Here is an 18604-nt window from a genome sequence, read left to right as displayed (position 1 = left end):
ATGCGCTTCCGCCACCCGGACGGCTCGACGGTCCACCTCTCCTACTGCACCAACGTCCACCCCGCCGAAACGCTGGACGGCGTCCGCGCCCAGCTCCGCGACCACTGCGAACCGGTACGCCGCCGCCTCGGCCGGGACCGGCTCGGCATCGGCCTCTGGCTGGCCAGGGACGCCGCCCGCGCCCTGATCAACGACCCCGCCGAGCTCCGCGCCCTGCGCGCCGAACTCGACAGCCGGGGCCTCGAAGTGGTCACCCTCAACGGCTTCCCGTACGAGGGTTTCGGCGCCGACGAGGTCAAGTACCGGGTCTACCGGCCGGACTGGACCGAACCCGACCGCCTCGCCCACACCACCGACCTCGCCCGCCTCCTGGCCGCCCTGCTGCCCGACGACGTCACCGAAGGCACCATCTCCACCCTGCCGCTGGCCTGGCGCACCCCCTACGCCACCGACCCCGGGGCCGCCCGCGCCGCGCGCACCGCCCTCACCACGCTCGCCCAGCGCCTGGACGCCCTCGCCGAACTCACCGGCAAGTCCATCCGCATCGGCCTCGAACCGGAGCCGGGCTGCACCGTGGAGACCACCGCCGACGCCATCGCCCCGCTCACCGACATCGGCCACGACCGCATCGGCGTCTGCGTCGACACCTGCCACCTCGCGACCTCCTTCGAGGACCCCGACACCGCACTCGACGCCCTGGCCGAGGCCGGCATCCCCGTCGTCAAGTCCCAGCTCTCCGCCGCCCTGCACGCCGAACACCCCCACCTGCCCGAGGTCCGCGACGCGCTCGCCGCCTTCGCCGAACCGCGCTTCCTCCACCAGACCCGCACCAGCACGGCCGCCGGGCTGCGCGGCACCGACGACCTGGACGAAGCCGTCACCGGCCGGGCGCTCCCGGACAGCACTCCGTGGCGCGCCCACTTCCACGTCCCCCTGCACGCACCGCCCGCGCCCCCGCTCACCTCCACACTCCCCGTGCTCCGCGCCACGCTCGCCCGGCTCGTCGGGGGAGCGGCGCCGCTGACCCGGCACCTGGAGGTGGAGACGTACACCTGGCAGGCCCTGCCCGCCGAACTGCGGCCTCGCACCCGTACCCAGCTCGCGGACGGCATCGCCGCCGAACTCACCCTCGCCCGCGACCTCCTGGTCGACCTCGGTCTCAAGGAGCTGCCATGACCAAGGACGCCCCCGGAACGACCACGGGCACGGCAGACCGCGAGGGCCCCACCCCCCTCCTCGTCCTCGACGTCGTCGGCCTCACCCCGCAGCTCCTCACCCACATGCCGAACCTCACGGCGCTCGGGAAGCAGGGCGCGCGGGCCCCTCTGACCACCGTGCTGCCCGCCGTCACCTGCGCCGCCCAGTCCACCTTCCTCACCGGCGCCACGCCCTCCGAACACGGCATCGTCGCCAACGGCTGGTACTTCCGCGAGCTCGGCGACGTCCTGCTCTGGCGCCAGCACAACGGGCTCGTCGACGGCGACAAACTCTGGGACGCCGCCCGCCGCGCCCACCCCGGCTACACCGTCGCCAACATCTGCTGGTGGTACGCGATGGGCGCCGACACCGACTGGACCGTCACCCCGCGCCCCGTCTACTACGCGGACGGCCGCAAGGAACCCGACTGCTACACCAGGCCGCCCGCCCTGCACGACGAACTGACCGACAAGCTCGGCACCTTCCCTCTATTCCACTTCTGGGGCCCCGGCGCCGACCTGGTCTCCTCCCAGTGGATCATCGACGCCACCCGCCACATCATCGCCACCCGCACCCCCGACCTCGCGCTCTGCTACCTGCCCCACCTGGACTACGACCTCCAGCGCTACGGCCCCGACGACCCCCGCTCCCACCGGGCGGCCGCCGACCTGGACCGGGCGATCGCCCCGCTGCTGGCGGACGCGCGAGCCGAAGGCCGTACGGTCGTGGCGCTCTCCGAATACGGCATCACCCGGGTGAGCCGACCGGTCGACATCAACCGGGCGCTGCGCCGGGCGGGCCTGCTGGAGGTGCATACGCAGGACGGCATGGAGTACCTCGACCCGATGGCCTCCCGTGCCTTCGCCGTCGCGGACCACCAGCTCGCCCATATCTACGTACGCCGTCCCGAGGACCTGGAGGCGACCCGGGCGGCACTGGCGGACCTGCCCGGCATCGACCAGCTCCTGGACGACGAGGGCAAGAAGGCGCACCACCTGGACCACCCCCGCTCCGGGGAGCTGGTGGCCGTGGCGGAGAAGGACGCGTGGTTCACGTACTACTACTGGCTCGACGACGCCCGCGCCCCCGACTTCGCCCAGCTCGTCGAGATCCACCGCAAACCCGGCTACGACCCCGTCGAACTGTTCATGGACCCCCAGGACCCCTACGTACGGCTCAAGGCCGTGTCGGCGGTCGCCCGCAAGAAGCTCGGCCTGCGCTACCGCATGGCGGTCGTCCCCCTGGACCCCTCACCTATTCGCGGCAGCCACGGCCGCCTCCCGTCGAGCGACGACGAAGGTCCGCTCATCCTCTGCTCCACCCCCCACGCGTTCACCGGCCGGGTCAGGGCCACCGAAGTGAAGTCCCTGCTGCTCCAGCTTGCCGGACTGCACTGACAAGCCTGCCGGACCGCACTGACAACGCCCCGGCACCGCATGGCCCACCCCACGTCACCCACGTCCCTCATGTCACCCACATCACCCATGTCACCCAAGGGAGTCACGCGAACATGAGCCGCACCTCCAAGGACACCGAACTCGCCCGCAGACTGAGCCGCCGCAACATCCTCGGCGTCGCCGCCGGAGCCACCGCCGCCACGATCATCGGCACGGCGAGCGCCCAGGCCGCCGGCCGCGACCAGGGACCCGGCAAGGGCCAGGGCCAGGGACCCGGTCATGACCACGGGCACGGACACGGGCACGGGCACGGGCACGGCAAGGGCAAGCCCGTCCTGCCCCCCGGGCGCCTCGGCATCCAGCTCTACAGCCTCCGCGACCAGGTCTCCACGCTCGGCTTCGGCCCCGTCTTCAGCGAGCTGGAGAAGTACGGCTACGACGAGATCGAGTTCGCGGGCTACACCCAGGGCTCGGCCGGCCCCATCACTCTCGCCCAGCTCAAGCGGCTGGCCCGGGACCACGGCCTGAACCCGATCGGCAGCCACGTCGGCTACTACGACGACAACAACCCCGGCGCCTACACCTTCGCCCAGAACCTGGACAAGGTCCTCGACGACGCCCAGGCACTCGGCCTCAAGCACATCGGCACGGCCTCGGGCCCGTTCCGCTACGGCTCCACGGTGGACGGCTGGAAGCGGGCGGCCGACGACTTCAACAAGTACGGGGCCGCCGCTCGTAAGCGCGGCATGAAGTTCTACCAGCACAACCACGCCGAGGAATTCTCCTTCGCCACCGACAAGCCGAAGGTGCGCCTGTACGACGTCCTGCTCGCCGAGACCGACCCCGACCTCGTCTATCTGGAACTGGACATCTACTGGGCCTACTGCGCCCAGTTCCGCTTCTCGAAGCGGGCGGACGGCAGCCGGGCCCCGCTCGACCCGCTGAAGTACGTCCTGAAGCACCCCGACCGCTACCCGCTCTTCCACGTCAAGGACGGCGTCCGCGACGACACGACGCGCGACGGCTACCGGATGACGGACGTCGGCGACGGGGACATCGACTACAAGACGTTCCTGTCCAAGGTGACCAACCGGACCCACCGCGGCCGGACCTACCACCACTGGCAGGCGGAGCACGACAACCCGGTGGCGTCGCTGGCCTTCGCCCGCAAGTCGAGCGAGCACCTGCACTCCCTGCGCGAGGGCCGCTGCGGCGACTGACGCGCGAAGCGCCCGGTCCGCCGGAGGCCCTCCGGCGGACCGGGCCGCACCGCTGACGAGACGCGATCACCGTCACCCGATGCCCTGCCGGTCCGGGAGCAGGGCGAACTCCCGGTCGGCGGCCACCGGAACGGTCCGCTCCACGGCCTGCACGAGCAGCGCCCGATGCCGGACCAACGGCTGCTTCCGCCCCTCCGGGGCAAGCATCGACAAGTCATCGAGTCCCGCGAGCAGCCGCCGCGACACCTGAGGGCTTCCGGCCACACACCACCGGATCTCCTCGAAGGCGAGATCCACCAGGTCCTCCCACCCCGGACCGTCCTGCACCAGCCGCACCCGCCCGGCCCGGTCCCGGTGGTGGACGGCGCCGAGCGGGAGGTCCACCACGGCGGCGAGGAACTGCACGATCCGGTCCAGGCACTGGACGGCGGTGGTCGGATCGTTCACGGAGGTCGACAGGGCCCGCAGCGCGATGTCCGAAAGCTGACGCAGCCCGAAGGCCAGGTCCTGGTGCAGGGTGCGCTCCACCCCGACGGAGACCGTGTACCGCAGCTGATGACGCGGAGGTACGGGCCCGCCATGGACGGCCAGCACCGGAGTCCCCGGCACCACGAAGTCCCCGATCCGGGGGATCAGCCGCAGCACCGCCCCCTGCCGCCGCGCGGCCCGGACCAGCCGCGCGGTGTTCACGTCCCGCAGCACCCCGGCCCGCCCCTCATGCACCACGCGCCCGGTCTCCGGCCCCAGCCCCTCGGGCCCGCCCGGCCCCCTGGGCATCCGGCCGAGCACCCGGAACGAGTCACGCGCGATGCGGTCGACGACCGGCCCGACCTGCATGAGCCGCAGCGTCGCGCTGACGTAGGCGATGAACAGCAGCAGGCTCAGCCCGACGAGCACCAGCGTGAGCATGCTCTGCAACAACGGGACCGAGACCACCCGGCGAGGGTCCGCCTCGCTCTCGTACGAGGTCAGCACCAGCAGGGAGAACAGGAACGTCGCGAGGAACACCGTCAGCGTGAGCTTGCTGATCCGGCTGCGGACGAAGATCCGCACCACCCGGGGTGTGAGCTGCCCGCTCGCCATCTGCACCGCCACCAGCGAGATGCTGAAGACGACACCGATGAAGGTCATCATCGCCGAGCTGATGGTCGTGACGATCGTCTTGGCGTCCTGGGCGAAGGACATCAGGCCATCGAGGTCGTCGTACGCCCGCTCGCGCTGGAGGAAGGCGACGATCTCATCGTCGACCCGGGAAGCGGCCAGCCACAGCACGAACACACAGACGAACCCCATGGTCGGGGCGAACCAGAACGTGTCGCGCAGATGCTCGCGCAGGGGAGACAGCGGACGGGGCCGGCGGTAGCCGCGATCACTCATGGACGCGAAGGTAGCCCCGAGACCTCCGAGGACTGCGGAGGCCGAGGTCGCACCGGCACGCCGCACCGCACTGACCACCGGATATACAGGTGAGGGGCGCGTCGAACCCCTGGTATTGTTTTCCATGTCGCCGCGGGGAACACACCGCGAACGACAGACACCTTGTCCGGGTGGCGGAATGGCAGACGCGCTAGCTTGAGGTGCTAGTGCCCTTTATCGGGCGTGGGGGTTCAAGTCCCCCCTCGGACACCAGCGCACCAGTGAAGACCCCAGTTGATCTGGGGTCTTCGGCGTTTCGGGCGGGGGCCGGTGGGCCGCTCCTCCACCGCACTCCGCTCCTCCCGTCACGATCCGGTCTCGGACCGGGGGCGGGGTCTTGTTTTCAGTCATGTAATCGATTCCAATCATCCCTGTAATCGATTCCACGGCGTCGAGCGATCGGCCCGCCCCCTGGTTTCGAGGTGTACGGAAACCACAAGGAGGTGGTCCGGACATGGCGAGCATCAAGGATGTCGCGGCCGCGGCGGGTGTGTCCGTCGCTACGGTCTCGCGGGTGCTGAACAGCCATCCGTCCGTCAGCCGGGACGCGAGAGGCCGCGTGCTCGCGGCCGTCGACGCCCTCGGCTACCGGCCCAACGCCGTGGCCCGCTCGCTGCGGACCGCGCAGACCCGGACCCTCGGCCTGGTCATCAGCGACGTACTCAACCCGTACTTCACCGAGCTGGCCCGCTTCGTCGAGGAAGAGGCCCGCGCGCTCGGCTACAGCGTCATCATCGGCAACGCGGATGAGCGGCCCGAGCTCCAGGACCACCACATCCGCACGCTCATCGACCGCAGGATCGACGGGCTGCTCGTCTCGCCCGCCGACGGCGGCTCACCGCTGATGCGGGAGGTCGCCCTGAGCGGTACGCCGATGGTCTTCGTGGACCGCTGGATCCCGGGCATCGACGTGCCCGTCGTCCGGGCGGACGGCACGGGGGCGGTCAAGGACCTGGTGGCGCACCTGCACGGCCTCGGCCACCGCAGGCTCGCGATCATCGCCGGGCCCGCGGCCACCACCACCGGCAACGAGCGCGTCGAGGCGTTCCGGGAGGCGATGGGGGAGCTGGGCCTCGCCCTGCCCGACGCCTACATCGGGCAGGGCGACTTCCAGGCCGCCAGCGGACGGCGGGCCGCCGAGGGGTTCCTCGCACTGGCCGAGCCGCCCGAGGTCGTGTTCGCCGCCGACAACCTGATGGCACTCGGCGCGCTGGACGCGATCCGGGCCCGGGGGCTGCGGGTGCCCGACGACATCGCGCTCGCCGCCTTCGACGACATCCCCTGGTTCGTCCACACGGACCCGCCGATCACCGCCATCGCCCAGCCGACCGCGGACCTGGCCCGCGCCGCCGTACGCGCGCTGGCCGACCTGATCGAAGGACGGACCCCGCAGTCCGTCACCCTGCCCGCCCGTCTCGTCGTGCGCCGCTCGTGCGGCGGCCGGGACGCAACCGACCAGAGGAGCGACCGGTGAACGCACCGGAGAAGCAACTGGTGGCAACACCGGACGAGTTGCTGCGCATCGAGGGTCTGCGCAAGACCTTCCCCGGCGTGGTGGCGCTCGACAACGTCGACTTCGACCTGCGCAGGGGCGAGGTCCATGTCCTGCTCGGCGAGAACGGCGCCGGAAAGAGCACCCTCATCAAGATGCTCTCCGGCGCGTACCGCCCCGACCGGGGCCGGATCCTCGCCGAGGGCCGCGAGGTGCGCATCACGGACGCGCAGGCCGCCGAACGTCTCGGCATCGCCACCATCTACCAGGAATTCAACCTGGTGCCCGACCTGACGGTGGCCGAGAACATCTTCCTCGGCCGGCAGCCGCGCCGCTTCGGGATCGTCGACCACCGGTGCATGCGGGCGGAGGCGCAGGAGCTGCTGCGCCGGGTCGGGGTGGATGTGCGTCCCGAGGCCAAGGTCCGTGAACTGGGCATCGCCCGGCTCCAGATGGTCGAGATCGCCAAGGCGCTCAGCCTGGACGCGCGCGTTCTGATCATGGACGAGCCGACCGCCGTGCTCACCTCGGGCGAGGTCGACAAACTCTTCGCGATCGTCCGGCAGTTGCGTGCGGACGGCGTCGGAATCATCTTCATCACCCACCACTTGGAGGAGATCGCCGCACTCGGCGACCGCGTCACCGTCCTGCGCGATGGCCGCAGCGTCGACCAGGTGCCCGCCGCCACGCCCGAGGACGAGCTCGTCCAGCTCATGGTCGGCCGCAGCATCGAGCAGCAGTATCCGCGCGAACGCCCCGACACGGGGGAGGCGTTGCTGTCCGTGCGGGGGCTGACCCGGGACGGGGTCTTCCACGACGTCAGCTTCGACGTGCACGCCGGTGAGGTCGTGGGCCTGGCCGGGCTCGTCGGCGCCGGACGTACGGAGGTGGCGCGCGCGGTGTTCGGCGCGGACCCGTACGACGCGGGCACCGTCGACGTACGCGGCAAGCGCCTCGCCCGGGGCGACGTGCCCGCCGCGATGGGCGCCGGGATCGGCCTCGTACCGGAGGACCGCAAGGGGCAGGGGCTGGTGCTCGACGCCTCCGTGCAGGAGAACCTCGGCCTGGTCACCCTGCGTTCCGCGACCCGCTCCGGGCTCGTGGACCTCAAGGGGCAGCGTACGGCGGCCGCCCGCATCGCCGAGCAGCTCGGCGTCCGGATGTCCGGTCTCGGCCAGCACGTCCGCACCCTCTCCGGCGGCAACCAGCAGAAGGTCGTCATCGGCAAGTGGCTGCTGGCCGACACCCGGGTGCTGATCCTGGACGAGCCGACCCGGGGCATCGACGTCGGCGCCAAGGTCGAGATCTACCAGCTCATCAACGAGCTCACCGCGTCCGGCCACGCCGTCCTGATGATCTCCAGCGACCTGCCCGAGGTCCTCGGCATGAGCGACCGGGTGCTGGTCATGGCCCAGGGCCGCATCGCCGGTGAACTCCCCGCCGCCGAGGCCACCCAGGACGCCGTCATGGCCCTCGCGGTCAACGCCGCCGGGCCCCGCGAACACCCCGCACCGAAGAACGAAGAGGAGGGCCCCCGTGGCCACTGAGACACTGAAGAGTGAGACGGGCGCAGGCGGCGGTGGCCCCTCCCTGATACGCCGCGTCCTGCTCGACAACGGCGCGCTGAGCGCCCTGGTCGTTCTGGTGGTGGCGATGTCGCTGCTCTCCGGAGACTTCCTCACCACCCAGAACCTGCTGAACGTCGGCGTGCAGGCGGCCGTCACCGCGATCCTCGCGTTCGGCGTCACCTTCGTCATCGTCTCGGCGGGCATCGACCTGTCCGTAGGCTCCGTGGCGGCCCTGTCCGCGACGGTCCTGGCCTGGTCGGCGACCTCCGCCGGCGTACCGGTCGTCCTCGCCGTCGTGCTCGCGATCGCCACCGGCATCGCCTGCGGCTTCGTGAACGGCGCCCTCATCTCGTACGGCAAACTCCCGCCGTTCATCGCGACGTTGGCGATGCTCTCGATCGCCCGGGGCCTCTCCCTCGTCATCTCGCAGGGCAGCCCGATCGCCTTCCCCGACTCCGTCTCGCGGCTCGGCGACACGCTCGGCGGCCGGCTCCCCGTACCGGTCCTCGTGATGATCGCGATGGGCCTGATCACCGCCCTCATCCTCGGCCGCACCTTCATCGGCCGCTCCATGTACGCGATCGGCGGCAACGAGGAAGCCGCCCGGCTCTCCGGCCTGCGGGTCAAGCGCCAGAAGATCGTCATCTACGCGCTGTCCGGCCTCTTCGCCGCCGTCGCGGGCATCGTCCTGGCCTCGCGCCTCGTCTCCGCCCAGCCGCAGGCCGCCCAGGGGTACGAACTCGACGCCATCGCCGCGGTCGTCATCGGCGGGGCCAGCCTGGCCGGCGGGGTCGGCAAGGCGTCCGGCACCCTGATCGGCGCGCTCATCCTCGCGGTGCTCCGCAACGGCCTCAACCTCCTCTCCGTGTCGGCGTTCTGGCAGCAGGTCGTCATCGGCGTCGTCATCGCGCTCGCCGTCCTGCTCGACACGCTGCGCCGCAAGGCCGGTTCGGGTGCGGCCTCCTCGGCCGGTGCAGCGCCCGGCGCGCCGGGATCCGGACGCAGGGGAGCGCTCAGGTTCGCCGGAGCGGCGCTCGCCGCGGCGGTCGTCGTCGGCGGGGTGTCCTACCTCAACTCCGGTTCGTCCGGGGGCACGACGAAGGTCGGCATGTCCCTCTCGACGCTCAACAACCCCTTCTTCGTGCAGATGAAGGACGGCGCGCAGGCGGAGGCCGAGAAGGCGGGCATCGACCTCACCGTCACCGACGCCCAGAACGACGCCTCTCAGCAGGCCAACCAGCTCCAGAACTTCACCAGTTCGGGCGTCTCCTCCATCATCGTCAACCCGGTGGACTCCGACGCGGTCGGGCCGGGCGTCCGCAGCGCCAACAAGGCCGGCATCCCGGTGATCGCCGCCGACCGCGGCGTGAACAAGGCCGACACCGCCACCCTCGTCGCCTCCGACAACGTGGCGGGCGGCAAGCTCGCCGCCGACGCGCTCGCCGACAAGCTCGGCGGCAAGGGCAGCATCGTCATCCTCCAGGGCACGGCGGGCGCCTCCGCCAGCCGCGAGCGCGGAGCGGGCTTCGCCGAGGGGCTCAAGGCGTACCCGGACATCAAGGTGGTCGCCAAGCAGCCGGCCGACTTCGACCGCACCAAGGGCCTGGACGTCATGACCAATCTGGCCCAGTCCCACCCGGGCATCACCGGCGTCTTCGCCGAGAACGACGAGATGGCGCTCGGCGCGGTCAAGGCGCTCGGCGGCAAGGCGGGCAAGTCCGTCTCGGTCGTCGGCTTCGACGGCACCCCGGACGGCCTGAAGGCGGTCGAGGCCGGGACGCTGTACGCGTCCGTGGCGCAGCAGCCCGGCGAGCTGGGCAGGATCGCGGTGCAGAACGCCGTCAAGGCGGCGAAGGGCGACCGGGTGGAGAGCACGGTGAAGGTGCCGGTCAAGGTGGTGACGCGGGAGAACGCCGCCGACTTCTCCTGAACCGCGTTCCCCCCTGAACCCGTCTCACGGGTTCCGACCGACGAGAGCAGGAAGCACTTCCATGCACGACAACGCCCCCGACGACCGGTACCGCTACGACCTGCTGGTCGTCGGCTCGGCCAACGCCGACCTGGTGATCGGCGTCGAACGCCGCCCCGCCCCCGGCGAGACGGTGCTCGGCTCCGACCTGGCCGTCCACCCGGGCGGCAAGGGCGCCAACCAGGCTGTCGCCGCGGCCCGGTTGGGAGCCCGGACGGCGCTGCTCGCCCGGGTCGGCGACGACGACCACGGGCGGCTCCTCCTGGAGACCCAGCGGACGGCGGGCGTCGACACGGCGGGCGTCCTGGTCGGCGGGGCCCCGACCGGCGTCGCGCTGATCACCGTGGACCCCTCGGGCGACAACAGCATCGTGGTGTCCCCGGGCGCGAACGGCCGGCTGACGCCCGAGGACGTACGGGCGGCGACGCCGCTGCTCGCGGCCGCACGGGTGGTCTCCGTGCAGCTGGAAATCCCCCTGGACACGGTCGCGGAGACGGCGCGCCGCCTCGGGGCGGGAGCCCGCCTCGTCCTCAACCCGTCCCCGCCCGCCCCGCTGCCCCACGAGGTGCTCACGGCCTGCGACCCGCTGGTGGTCAACGAGCACGAGGCGCGGTACGTCCTCGGCGACGCGGCGGGCGACGCCCCGCACGACTGGGCCCCGGCCCTGCTGGCGCTGGGCCCGCGCTCGGTCGTGATCACGCTGGGCGCGGCGGGCGCACTGGTGGCCGACAGCCGCACGGACTCCCTGGACCACCTCGTCGGCCCGAAGGTCGCGGCCGTCGACACGACGGGGGCCGGGGACGCGTTCACCGCCGCCCTGGCCTGGCGGCTGGGGCGCGGCGACGACCTGCGGGAGGCGGCGGCCTTCGCGGTACGGGTGGGGGCGGCGGCCGTCACGTCGAGGGGCGCCCAGGCGTCCTTCCCGACGCTGGATGAGGTCGACGCGCTGTGAAGAAGTCGGGCATCCTCAACCGCCACCTGGCCGGAGCCATCGCCGAACTGGGCCACGGCGACGGCGTGTTGATCTGCGACGCGGGCATGCCGATCCCGCCCGGCCCCCGCGTGGTCGACCTGGCCTTCCGCGCCGGAACCCCGTCGTTCGCCGAAGTCCTGGACGGCCTGCTCGACGAGCTGGTCGTGGACGGAGCGACGGCGGCCTTGGAGGTGCGCGACGCCAACCCGGAGGCCGCGAGCCTCCTGGACGCCCGCTTCCCCGACCTGCGCCTGGTCCCGCACGACGACCTCAAGGCCCACACGGCCGGGGCACGCCTGGTCGTCCGGACGGGAGAGGCCCGGCCGTACGCGAACGTGCTGCTGCGGTGCGGGGTCTTCTTCTGAGGACACGGCAGGGCGAGGAGCCGCCGCCACGTCACGGGTGAGAGGGAAGGGGGCGGCGGCCGGGGACGCTGACCGCGTCGACGGCATCACGCAGGCGACCACCGCCTTCGGCCGCCGTACGCTGCCGTCGCGCACCGGAGCCCACGCTCAACAACCGTTCCGACAGCCGGGAGACGGTGTCCCAGTCGCCCAGGCGCTCCAGCCGGGAGCGCAGTTGTGAGCACAGCTGCTGGAAGAGTGCGGGCGCGGGCACGAGGTCGTCGGTCTCGGGATGGATCAGGGAGCCGTCCATGCCGTAGCGGGCCGCGCGCCACAGCATCGCGTTCACCCGGAGATCGTCGACGTCGGGAACAGGAGCGTTCCGGCGCACCGCGTCGAGTGCCTCCAGGACGAGCGCGCGCGTCAGAGCCGTCAGGAGGAGGGTGTCCTCCGTGGTGGGCTGGGTGTCCGCGACCCTGATCTCGACGGTGGCGAAACCGGGGGAAGGGCGGGCCCACCAGAAGACGCCCTGGGGGGAGAGGGCCGTTCCGTAGCGTTGAAGCCGTTCCAGGGTGCTTTCGTACGCGGCGACACCGGAGAGCACGGGGGGCGGCGTCACCGTGGGCCAGCGCGTCGCGAGGACGGCTCGCCAACTCTCGTACCGCGTGTCGTGCCCGGAGCTGAAGGGGGAGTTGGCGCTGATGGCGAGCAGACAGGCCAGCCAGGGCCGCAGGTGCCCGCAGAGCCGCACGGCCTCCTCGCGGTCCGGCACGCCCACATGGACGTGCAGGCCGCAGGTACCCTGGCCGTTCAGCAGGGCACCGAACCGGTCCAGCATCGCCGAGTACCGGGGGGCGGCGCTGAGCGGCGGCGGAGGGGCCGCGTCCAGCACCGGCGTACCCGATGCCAGGATCCCCAGGCCGTGCTCCGCGGCGGACGCGGCGAGTGCCCGCCGGCCCCGTGCCAGGGCGGTGGCGACGTCCGCCAGGCTGTGACAGACCGGTGTCTGCAACTCGATCTGCAGAGGCGTCAGTTCGCTCGTCGCGGCGACGCCCCGCTCTCGCACCGAGGGCAGGACGATGTCGGCGGCGGCCACCGGCAGCCGGGTCCGCGCGTCCACCAGGTAGAACTCCTCCTCCACACCGAGAGTCCCGCCGGAACGAACCGATGGCTTTCGACCGGTCATGCCGCCCCTTCCGGCGAACCCTCCGATGACTCGACCGAAGGGAGCCGGTCCGTGACGCCGAATCCGTTCAAACGGTCCAGAGCGCGATTCAGTGTCTTTCTCCGGCGGTTGAAGGCGACGCGGACGAAGCCGCCGAGCGCGGGGTCCGATCCCGTCACGAAGAGACTTCCGGGAAGCACCGCGATACCCGCCCGCCGCAGGAGATGACCGGCGAACGCCTCGCTGCTCCCGAAGGCGTCGGGAAGGGCCACGGTGAAGTAGCAACCCCCTTGGGGGGTCGTGCACGCCAGACCGCTCAGCCGGAACATCTCCAACGCCCGGTCACGGCGCTCCTGCATCGCGCTTGCTAGCCGGGCCCCCTCCGTCCCGGCGAGGACCGCCGCCAGACCGTGCTGCAACGGTGTCGCCCCGCCGGCGGTCAGGGCTTCGTGCACCCTTCTCACGGCACGGGTCACCGGGCGTGCCGCACGCACGTACCCCATGCGCCAGCCGCTGACCGCGTGACTCTTGGAGAGGCTTCCGATGCTGATCGCGAGGTCGTGGAGCCCCGGGAGGTCGCAGACCGACGTATGGACAAGGCCCTCATAGGCGTAGGAGGCGTACACCTCATCGCTGACCAGCCAGATACCTCGTCGGGCGCAGAGCGACCCCAGCAGTTGCAGCTCGTCCCGGGACAGCAGGCGGCCTGTCGGATTGTGCGGAGTGTTGAGAAGAAGCAGACGCGTGCGGGGACCGATCGCGTCGGCCACGTCGTCGGGATCGAGGGACCAGTGGGGCGGCCGCAGGGGGACGAAGCGGGGACGGCCTCCGGCCAGCGCTGCGGCAGCCAGGAAGTTCGGGTAGTACGGCTCGGTCAGGACGACTTCGTCACCGGGCTCCAGAAGGGCGAGCATCACCGCGTTGAGGGCTTCCGTGGCGCCCGCCGTGATGGTCAGTTCGTCCGTCGGGTCAGGAGAGCCCGGAAGTAACAGGGCGAGCGCTGACCGCAGTTGCTCGATGCCGGCGGGCGGACCGTACTGGTTGTCCCCCCGTCGCATGGCCCGTCCGGCCGCCTCGACCGCGCGACGAGGCGTTCTCGGGAACTCGGGTGTTCCCACCGCGAGATCGACGACACCGCTCCGTTGTCCGTGCGCCAGCCATCGGCCGAGGCCCTCGGGAAGCTCTCCTACGCGCTGTGCGGGGCGAGGACGTAAGGGGGGACAGGGCTGATCGCACGCAGCTTCCATGACGTTCATCGTCCCACTCATGAACCGAAATGCCTCCCCTGAATCGCTGTTGCCCGTCACCCCGAGGCTCCTGCATAATTCACGGCTCCCGAACGAGGACGGTCCGGGGCAGGGTTGGGGGATCGATGCAGCCACGTTCGGGACCGAGTCGGGCACTGGTCCGCTGGTTATCCCTGTCGGTCGTCACGCTGGTGTGCTGTGGCGGTTGGGTCTGGCAGGCACCCTCCCCGCGTTCGACATCTGGCGAACTCATCCTTCTGCCACAGCAGTTGGCCCTGGGCCACGATGTGCCCGGAGTCGTCGACGTGGTGGCGCGCCAGTCGGGGGGCAGCACTGCGGCTCTCGAACTCTCCTCCGTTCCGGTCGCGGGTCTGGACGTGGTGATCGCCGCCGGGGAGAGAACGCCGACCACTACACGATGGCGGGTCACCCTGCGCTGGGAGCCGGGCCGCACCACGGACACCGTGATCGCCTTCGAGGCGACCCGGTCCGGTGCGGTCGTGGGCACGGCCGCCCTGGCCGTCAAGGCCACGAAGACAGCCCCGACCGGCGAGGTGGTCGACGTATCACTGGTCACGTCGATGGTCCGCCTGCAGGAAGCCCGGCCGCAGGACGTGTACGTGGTGGTCCGCAACACCTCCGGAAGTCCTGTGGCCGTGAACCGTATGTCGGCCACGGTCTCGTCCGACATGCGTGTCTGCCACCGGCGGACGGAACCAGCCGCGCACAGCGACGCCGACCGTTGCGGACACGAGCAGAGAGTGCGATTACCCCGGAAGGTCGCCCCGGGTACGACGGCGCTGTTCCGTTTCAGGATCGAGGCGACGCCCCGTTCGAGGGCCGGCGAACACCAGGCGCTCTTCACGACAGAGGTCTCCTACCAGGAGGCGGGCGTCACCCGGCGGGCAGGCGTCGTGCTCTCGCGCGACTTCGAGTACTCGGTACTCGGTGAGTCGGACTTCCTCACCGCGGTGGGCGTGCCGTCGTTCCTCCTCCTGCCGGGATTCCTGGTCCTGATGGCCTACCGCATTCCCGCACGCCGGGCTCGTGCGAGAGGGGTGGACCTCCCGCCGATCGACGCGAGCGCCCCCGAGTTCCTGGCCGTCTCGGCGACCCTGTCCATCCTGGCGATCCCCGTGTACTGGCTGGCCACGGCGGCGACCGGCAATGCCCGCACCTATCTGCAGGGATACGGCATACGGGACCTGCTCCAGGTGTGGATCGCATCGGTCGTCATCGGGTTCGCCGCCTTCGCCGTCCCGTGGGCCGTGCAGACGTACAGAATCCGCATGACTACCCCGCAGCCGACCGACGACGCCGAGCGCGTGCTCAGAAGGCTGGCCCGCGCGCACAGCCAACTCGTCCTGCCCCAGGTCCGGTTCACGGTCGGACCGGACAGCGTCCGGCAGGCGTTCCGTGTCCCTTCGCCGACCGGAGAGGCGGAGGGCCTCTGGTGCGTCCCGGCGATCGACTGCGCGATCGCCCCCGGCGTGCCTGAAGTCCGCGCGCGTGAACTGCAACAGGCGATGAGCGGTCCGGCCGAGGACTTCTGGCGCTTGTGCGAGGGGCGGAGCGATGTGAGCTTCGCGTGGGCGCCCGGGGCGATACGGCAGCCGGTCAGGACGACGGCCGATGCGATCGTCGCTGAGGTCGCGGCGGCGCCCCTGCTCCGGCAGTCCTTGCCCGGCGGCGTCGATGAACATTGAACGGCCGCCAGGAGGGAAGGGATCGGGGCAGTCTCCGGGAGACTGCCCCGCGACGGTGACCGTCGTTTGGGCTCTCCGCCCACCCGGTGTCCGGGCAACATGTGGGCCTGCCACGAGCTTTGAACCGAATCTCGTGCATAGTAATACGAAGAAGGGGCCCGTGACATGACTGTCTCGATCGGCCAGCTCCGGATCAGTTACGTCTTCACGGCCTCCCTGCCCGCCCTCGCCGCCGGTTCGGCCGCCCCGTCGCCCGCGGTCTCCGGCTTCGTCACCCCCGTCGACTACGACGCGATGTTCCGGCGGGCCAAGGCGGCCGGTCCGGTCCTGGCCACGGCACAGGGCGGCTGGCCCGCCGTGGGGGAAGCGGTGCCACTGTCGCTTCCCTGGGCGGACCCCGCCTCCCCGCACGGCGACAGCAACAACTTCTGGCGACGGTCGCTGCGCATGCGTGCGTACTCCGAAGCCAACGGCGCACAGGGCTGGCGCTCCCAAGTGCCCTTGCGGCCGAGTCGTCCGGTCAGGATCGAATCCTCCGAGCCATCGGCGCGGGTGACCGCGGAGGCCCTGTGCCACCCCTTGGCGAACTCGGTCATCGTGGCGACCACGCTCCGGGGCGGCGGAGCGATGGAAGCCTGGGCGGATCAGGTGTCGGAGCACGAGCGCGGCCTGCGGCTGCGCATCGCGGGTGAGGACGGCCCGGCCCGGTCGATCGAGGCGACGGCTCACCTCCTCCTGGAGCGGCTCGACAGGGCACGCCAGGGCAGCGGGCCCCGGGTGGCCCCGGACATCCCCGACCCGTTCGCGGTGATGACCGTCGTCGAGGGGGCCGGCCCGCTCGAATCCTGTCGGGCCGAGGAAGGCGGCGAGGTGCACCGCTTCCTCGAGTGCCTTGCGCGACGAGAGGCGCTCGCGGGGGTTCCCCAACCCCGCGCCCTGGCCGACACCTTCCTGCGGGGACGGGCCTGGCGCTCGGGAGGCGGCGTACTCGCCGCGCCGCGGGCCCGGGTGGTCTGGGCGCCCTACCGGTTTCGGACCACCGGGCGTTGCCGGTGGCTCGGTTGCTACCACCGCAACCTCACGCTCTCCGTCGCGCATACGGACGCCTGGATCGCCACTGTCCGATGGGCCGCGTCCAGAATTCGGGCCGGTTTTCCCGTGACCACGGGCTTCGAGCTGGCCGAGCGGGTTTGTCAGCTCTTGAGCTTTCTCTACGGGGAGGGTGAACGTTCGGAGATGCTCTATCGCACGCGCAGTGCTGCGGCGCAGATCGCGGAGAGCGGAGTCGTCAATGATCTTTATGAGGTGCGCCGCTATGTGGGGAAGCTGGCCGAGTTGACCCCTGTTCCTCTTTACGTCGGTCAACAGTGAATATTTTGTGGGCCATACGCGCTACCATCATTTCCCGTGGCTTGAGGACCGGTTTCTGTTCGGTGGCCCCTCGCACGCGGGTCATCGTCCGCCGGGCTGTGGGGGGTCATCGTGAACGGCGACCGGAGTCGTAGCGGAATCAATGCTGAGCAGAGAGGCGCCGCAGCCGAGAGCACCTTTCATGATCTGATGCTCCTCTGGCTGGCGAACGCGACCCCCTTTCAGGTGTCGGTGATGCAGCCCGACACACAGAAGATCGATTACGTCGTGCGCATTCCGTCCCTGTGGTCTGCGGCCGACCAGGTGGAGCTCAGATGGCAGGTGAAGTCGACGGACCGGGAGCGCGCCGGCCTGGTCGAGGACGGGCCGCTCGGGTGTGCGAGTTATCGCTACAGGTTGGGTTTGAAGGCTGTGGAGGGCCTGTACGAAGCCAGCCGCTCGGGGAACCTCCTGTTGGCGCTGGCCGTGCAGCGGGACTCCGGGGTTCCCGCTCATGACCTCATGTATCTGCCCCCGGCCGAGCGTTTCGACTGGTATGTGGTCGATCTCAACGAGTACTTCCGCGCGGTGGACTGGCGTCATCAGGGTGGCGTCATCTACATACCGGAACAGAACCGGCTGAACCTCGCCACGTTCTCTTTGTTGTGGAGTGCCCACTGGGTCGCGGGGTTCTTCAGCGTGCTCGCCTCCCCGGACGTGATCCACGTTCCTGATCTGGTCGTGGACATCGGTACCGTCTTCAATGAGAAAAGCAGCCTTGAATTCGTTCGAAGACATGAATGGGACTTTCTTCAGAGTCGACTGCCGCAGTACCGAAAAGAGTTCGACCCGGAAGAATTCGCGAAGATCAACTTCAGGACCGGAATGGCGGGAGCGCTCGGGATCATCCGTGAGCGCATGTACGATGCGGCCGACTGTCTCGACCTCGTTCGCAACTATTGCCCCGAATCGCTGTTCGGCACGGCCAATCTCTGGCTCTTCTCCACGTGCTATCACCATTTCATGAAGGCGACGTGCGATATCGGGCGGGGTCGGGAAGAATTCGTGAGCGAGCGACTCCTCCCGTTGCCGAGCGCGGACGTGCGCTCCGCCCCCAGGGTTCTGCTGGTCGCTCTCTGGCACGTCATGATGCGTTACCGCGCTTTGGGCACCAGCGTTCGACTGGTCACACCCCCCGATGAGGGAGCCGGTGCTGATTACAGCTATTACGGGGGCGGAATAGGGTACTTCCCCTGGTTCAGCCTGGCGGACAACTCGGCCAACTGGGAGATCGACGTATGCAGTACCCGTACGATGTCCGACAACATGGACTTCCTCGAAGAACGCAGTCAGGAAGCCCAGTTGACCTTTGCTGAAGGCGGTAGAAGGGAAGCGGCGCGCGTATTCGGGGTTCGCGAATGGGATCTTGTCCTGCCTGACCGGGTCCCCGTACTGCTGTTCCCCAGAGAGACGGTTTTCCTCCGCCATCCTGTGGAGCTCTTCACCGCCGACGCCTCCAGCCGTTCCATCATTCTGTGACCGCCGGAACATCGACCTCCA

The 18604-nt window shown here is 70.4% G+C and carries 14 protein-coding genes and 1 tRNA gene; 12 read left to right on the top strand and 3 right to left on the bottom strand.

What is annotated here, in order from left to right:
- The 3 genes from eboE (at position 1) to ACLJPL_RS10225 (ending at position 3814) form a co-directional block, all read left to right on the top strand.
- Positions 1 to 1176: a metabolite traffic protein EboE gene (gene eboE, locus ACLJPL_RS10235; protein WP_411080434.1), complete on the top strand. Its 1176-nt coding sequence runs from the start codon at positions 1 to 3 to the stop codon at positions 1174 to 1176.
- Complete coding sequence (locus tag ACLJPL_RS10230) at positions 1173 to 2594, top strand: alkaline phosphatase family protein (protein WP_411080433.1); 1422 nt, start codon at positions 1173 to 1175, stop codon at positions 2592 to 2594. The genes eboE and ACLJPL_RS10230 overlap by 4 nt, the downstream gene beginning before the upstream one ends.
- A gap of 113 nt (positions 2595 to 2707) precedes the next feature.
- Positions 2708 to 3814 (top strand): sugar phosphate isomerase/epimerase family protein, encoded by a 1107-nt coding sequence (locus ACLJPL_RS10225; protein WP_411080432.1) that lies wholly within the window; start codon positions 2708 to 2710, stop codon positions 3812 to 3814.
- Between the two features lie 72 nt (positions 3815 to 3886).
- On the opposite strand, the gene ACLJPL_RS10220 is transcribed toward ACLJPL_RS10225, so the two are convergent.
- Positions 3887 to 5191, bottom strand: coding sequence for a DUF2254 domain-containing protein (locus tag ACLJPL_RS10220; protein WP_411080431.1), 1305 nt, complete (start codon positions 5189 to 5191; stop codon positions 3887 to 3889).
- 164 nt (positions 5192 to 5355) lie between these two features.
- Here ACLJPL_RS10220 and ACLJPL_RS10215 point away from each other — a divergent pair.
- The 6 genes from ACLJPL_RS10215 to rbsD all read left to right on the top strand — a co-directional run bounded on the left by ACLJPL_RS10215 (position 5356) and on the right by rbsD (position 11597).
- Positions 5356 to 5443, top strand: a tRNA-Leu gene (locus ACLJPL_RS10215).
- A 241-nt stretch (positions 5444 to 5684) separates the two neighbouring features.
- A complete protein-coding gene (locus ACLJPL_RS10210; protein ID WP_411080430.1) occupies positions 5685 to 6704 on the top strand; it encodes a LacI family DNA-binding transcriptional regulator in 1020 nt (339 codons plus the stop codon).
- Positions 6701 to 8269 carry a sugar ABC transporter ATP-binding protein gene (locus tag ACLJPL_RS10205; protein WP_411080429.1) on the top strand — a complete coding sequence of 523 codons (1569 nt, stop codon included), beginning with the start codon at positions 6701 to 6703 and terminating at the stop codon, positions 8267 to 8269. The genes ACLJPL_RS10210 and ACLJPL_RS10205 overlap by 4 nt, the downstream gene beginning before the upstream one ends.
- The gene (locus tag ACLJPL_RS10200) at positions 8259 to 10220 is read left to right on the top strand and encodes a substrate-binding domain-containing protein (RefSeq protein ID WP_411080428.1); all 1962 of its coding nucleotides are present in this window, start codon (positions 8259 to 8261) and stop codon (positions 10218 to 10220) included. The genes ACLJPL_RS10205 and ACLJPL_RS10200 overlap by 11 nt, the downstream gene beginning before the upstream one ends.
- A 61-nt stretch (positions 10221 to 10281) precedes the next feature.
- Positions 10282 to 11211, top strand: coding sequence for a ribokinase (locus tag ACLJPL_RS10195; protein WP_411080427.1), 930 nt, complete (start codon positions 10282 to 10284; stop codon positions 11209 to 11211).
- On the top strand, positions 11208 to 11597 hold the full coding sequence (rbsD, locus tag ACLJPL_RS10190) for a D-ribose pyranase (protein WP_411080426.1): 390 nt from the start codon (positions 11208 to 11210) through the stop codon (positions 11595 to 11597). The genes ACLJPL_RS10195 and rbsD overlap by 4 nt, the downstream gene beginning before the upstream one ends.
- A gap of 31 nt (positions 11598 to 11628) precedes the next feature.
- Here the strand turns inward: rbsD and ACLJPL_RS10185 are convergent, their stop codons facing one another.
- Together ACLJPL_RS10185 and ACLJPL_RS10180 are read right to left on the bottom strand one after the other, a co-directional pair.
- Positions 11629 to 12762 (bottom strand): glutamate--cysteine ligase, encoded by a 1134-nt coding sequence (locus tag ACLJPL_RS10185; RefSeq protein ID WP_411080425.1) that lies wholly within the window; start codon positions 12760 to 12762, stop codon positions 11629 to 11631.
- Positions 12759 to 13988: a pyridoxal phosphate-dependent aminotransferase gene (locus ACLJPL_RS10180; RefSeq protein ID WP_411080537.1), complete on the bottom strand. Its 1230-nt coding sequence runs from the start codon at positions 13986 to 13988 to the stop codon at positions 12759 to 12761. The genes ACLJPL_RS10185 and ACLJPL_RS10180 overlap by 4 nt, the downstream gene beginning before the upstream one ends.
- Before the next feature lie 269 nt (positions 13989 to 14257).
- On the opposite strand from ACLJPL_RS10180, the gene ACLJPL_RS10175 reads away from it, so the two are divergent.
- From ACLJPL_RS10175 to ACLJPL_RS10165, 3 genes are all read left to right on the top strand, one after another.
- Positions 14258 to 15694 carry a hypothetical protein gene (locus ACLJPL_RS10175; RefSeq protein WP_411080424.1) on the top strand — a complete coding sequence of 479 codons (1437 nt, stop codon included), beginning with the start codon at positions 14258 to 14260 and terminating at the stop codon, positions 15692 to 15694.
- A gap of 165 nt (positions 15695 to 15859) precedes the next feature.
- On the top strand, positions 15860 to 17065 hold the full coding sequence (locus ACLJPL_RS10170) for a hypothetical protein (RefSeq protein ID WP_411080423.1): 1206 nt from the start codon (positions 15860 to 15862) through the stop codon (positions 17063 to 17065).
- Positions 17066 to 17254: 189 nt separating this feature from the next.
- Entirely contained in the window at positions 17255 to 18583 is a 1329-nt protein-coding gene (locus ACLJPL_RS10165) for a hypothetical protein (RefSeq protein WP_411080422.1), read from the top strand.
- Positions 18584 to 18604: the final 21 nt, after the last annotated feature.

The organism is Streptomyces sp. cmx-18-6 (assembly GCF_046548915.1).
Taxonomy (GTDB): domain Bacteria; phylum Actinomycetota; class Actinomycetes; order Streptomycetales; family Streptomycetaceae; genus Streptomyces.
Note: the sequence above shows the minus strand (reverse complement) of the source record. Positions and strands in the feature narration are given on the sequence as shown.

What these genes read in the sequence shown, in the direction of transcription:
- ACLJPL_RS10225 (WP_411080432.1), top strand. Translation starts at nt 2,708, where the DNA reads ATGAGCCGCACCTCCAAGGACACCGAACTCGCCCGCAGACTGAGCCGC.
- ACLJPL_RS10195 (WP_411080427.1), top strand. Translation starts at nt 10,282, where the DNA reads ATGCACGACAACGCCCCCGACGACCGGTACCGCTACGACCTGCTGGTC.
- ACLJPL_RS10230 (WP_411080433.1), top strand. Translation starts at nt 1,173, where the DNA reads ATGACCAAGGACGCCCCCGGAACGACCACGGGCACGGCAGACCGCGAG.
- ACLJPL_RS10180 (WP_411080537.1), bottom strand. Translation starts at nt 13,988, where the DNA reads ATGGAAGCTGCGTGCGATCAGCCCTGTCCCCCCTTACGTCCTCGCCCC.
- ACLJPL_RS10220 (WP_411080431.1), bottom strand. Translation starts at nt 5,191, where the DNA reads ATGAGTGATCGCGGCTACCGCCGGCCCCGTCCGCTGTCTCCCCTGCGC.
- ACLJPL_RS10210 (WP_411080430.1), top strand. Translation starts at nt 5,685, where the DNA reads ATGGCGAGCATCAAGGATGTCGCGGCCGCGGCGGGTGTGTCCGTCGCT.
- ACLJPL_RS10165 (WP_411080422.1), top strand. Translation starts at nt 17,255, where the DNA reads ATGCTCCTCTGGCTGGCGAACGCGACCCCCTTTCAGGTGTCGGTGATG.
- ACLJPL_RS10185 (WP_411080425.1), bottom strand. Translation starts at nt 12,762, where the DNA reads ATGACCGGTCGAAAGCCATCGGTTCGTTCCGGCGGGACTCTCGGTGTG.
- eboE (WP_411080434.1), top strand. Translation starts at nt 1, where the DNA reads ATGCGCTTCCGCCACCCGGACGGCTCGACGGTCCACCTCTCCTACTGC.
- ACLJPL_RS10170 (WP_411080423.1), top strand. Translation starts at nt 15,860, where the DNA reads ATGACTGTCTCGATCGGCCAGCTCCGGATCAGTTACGTCTTCACGGCC.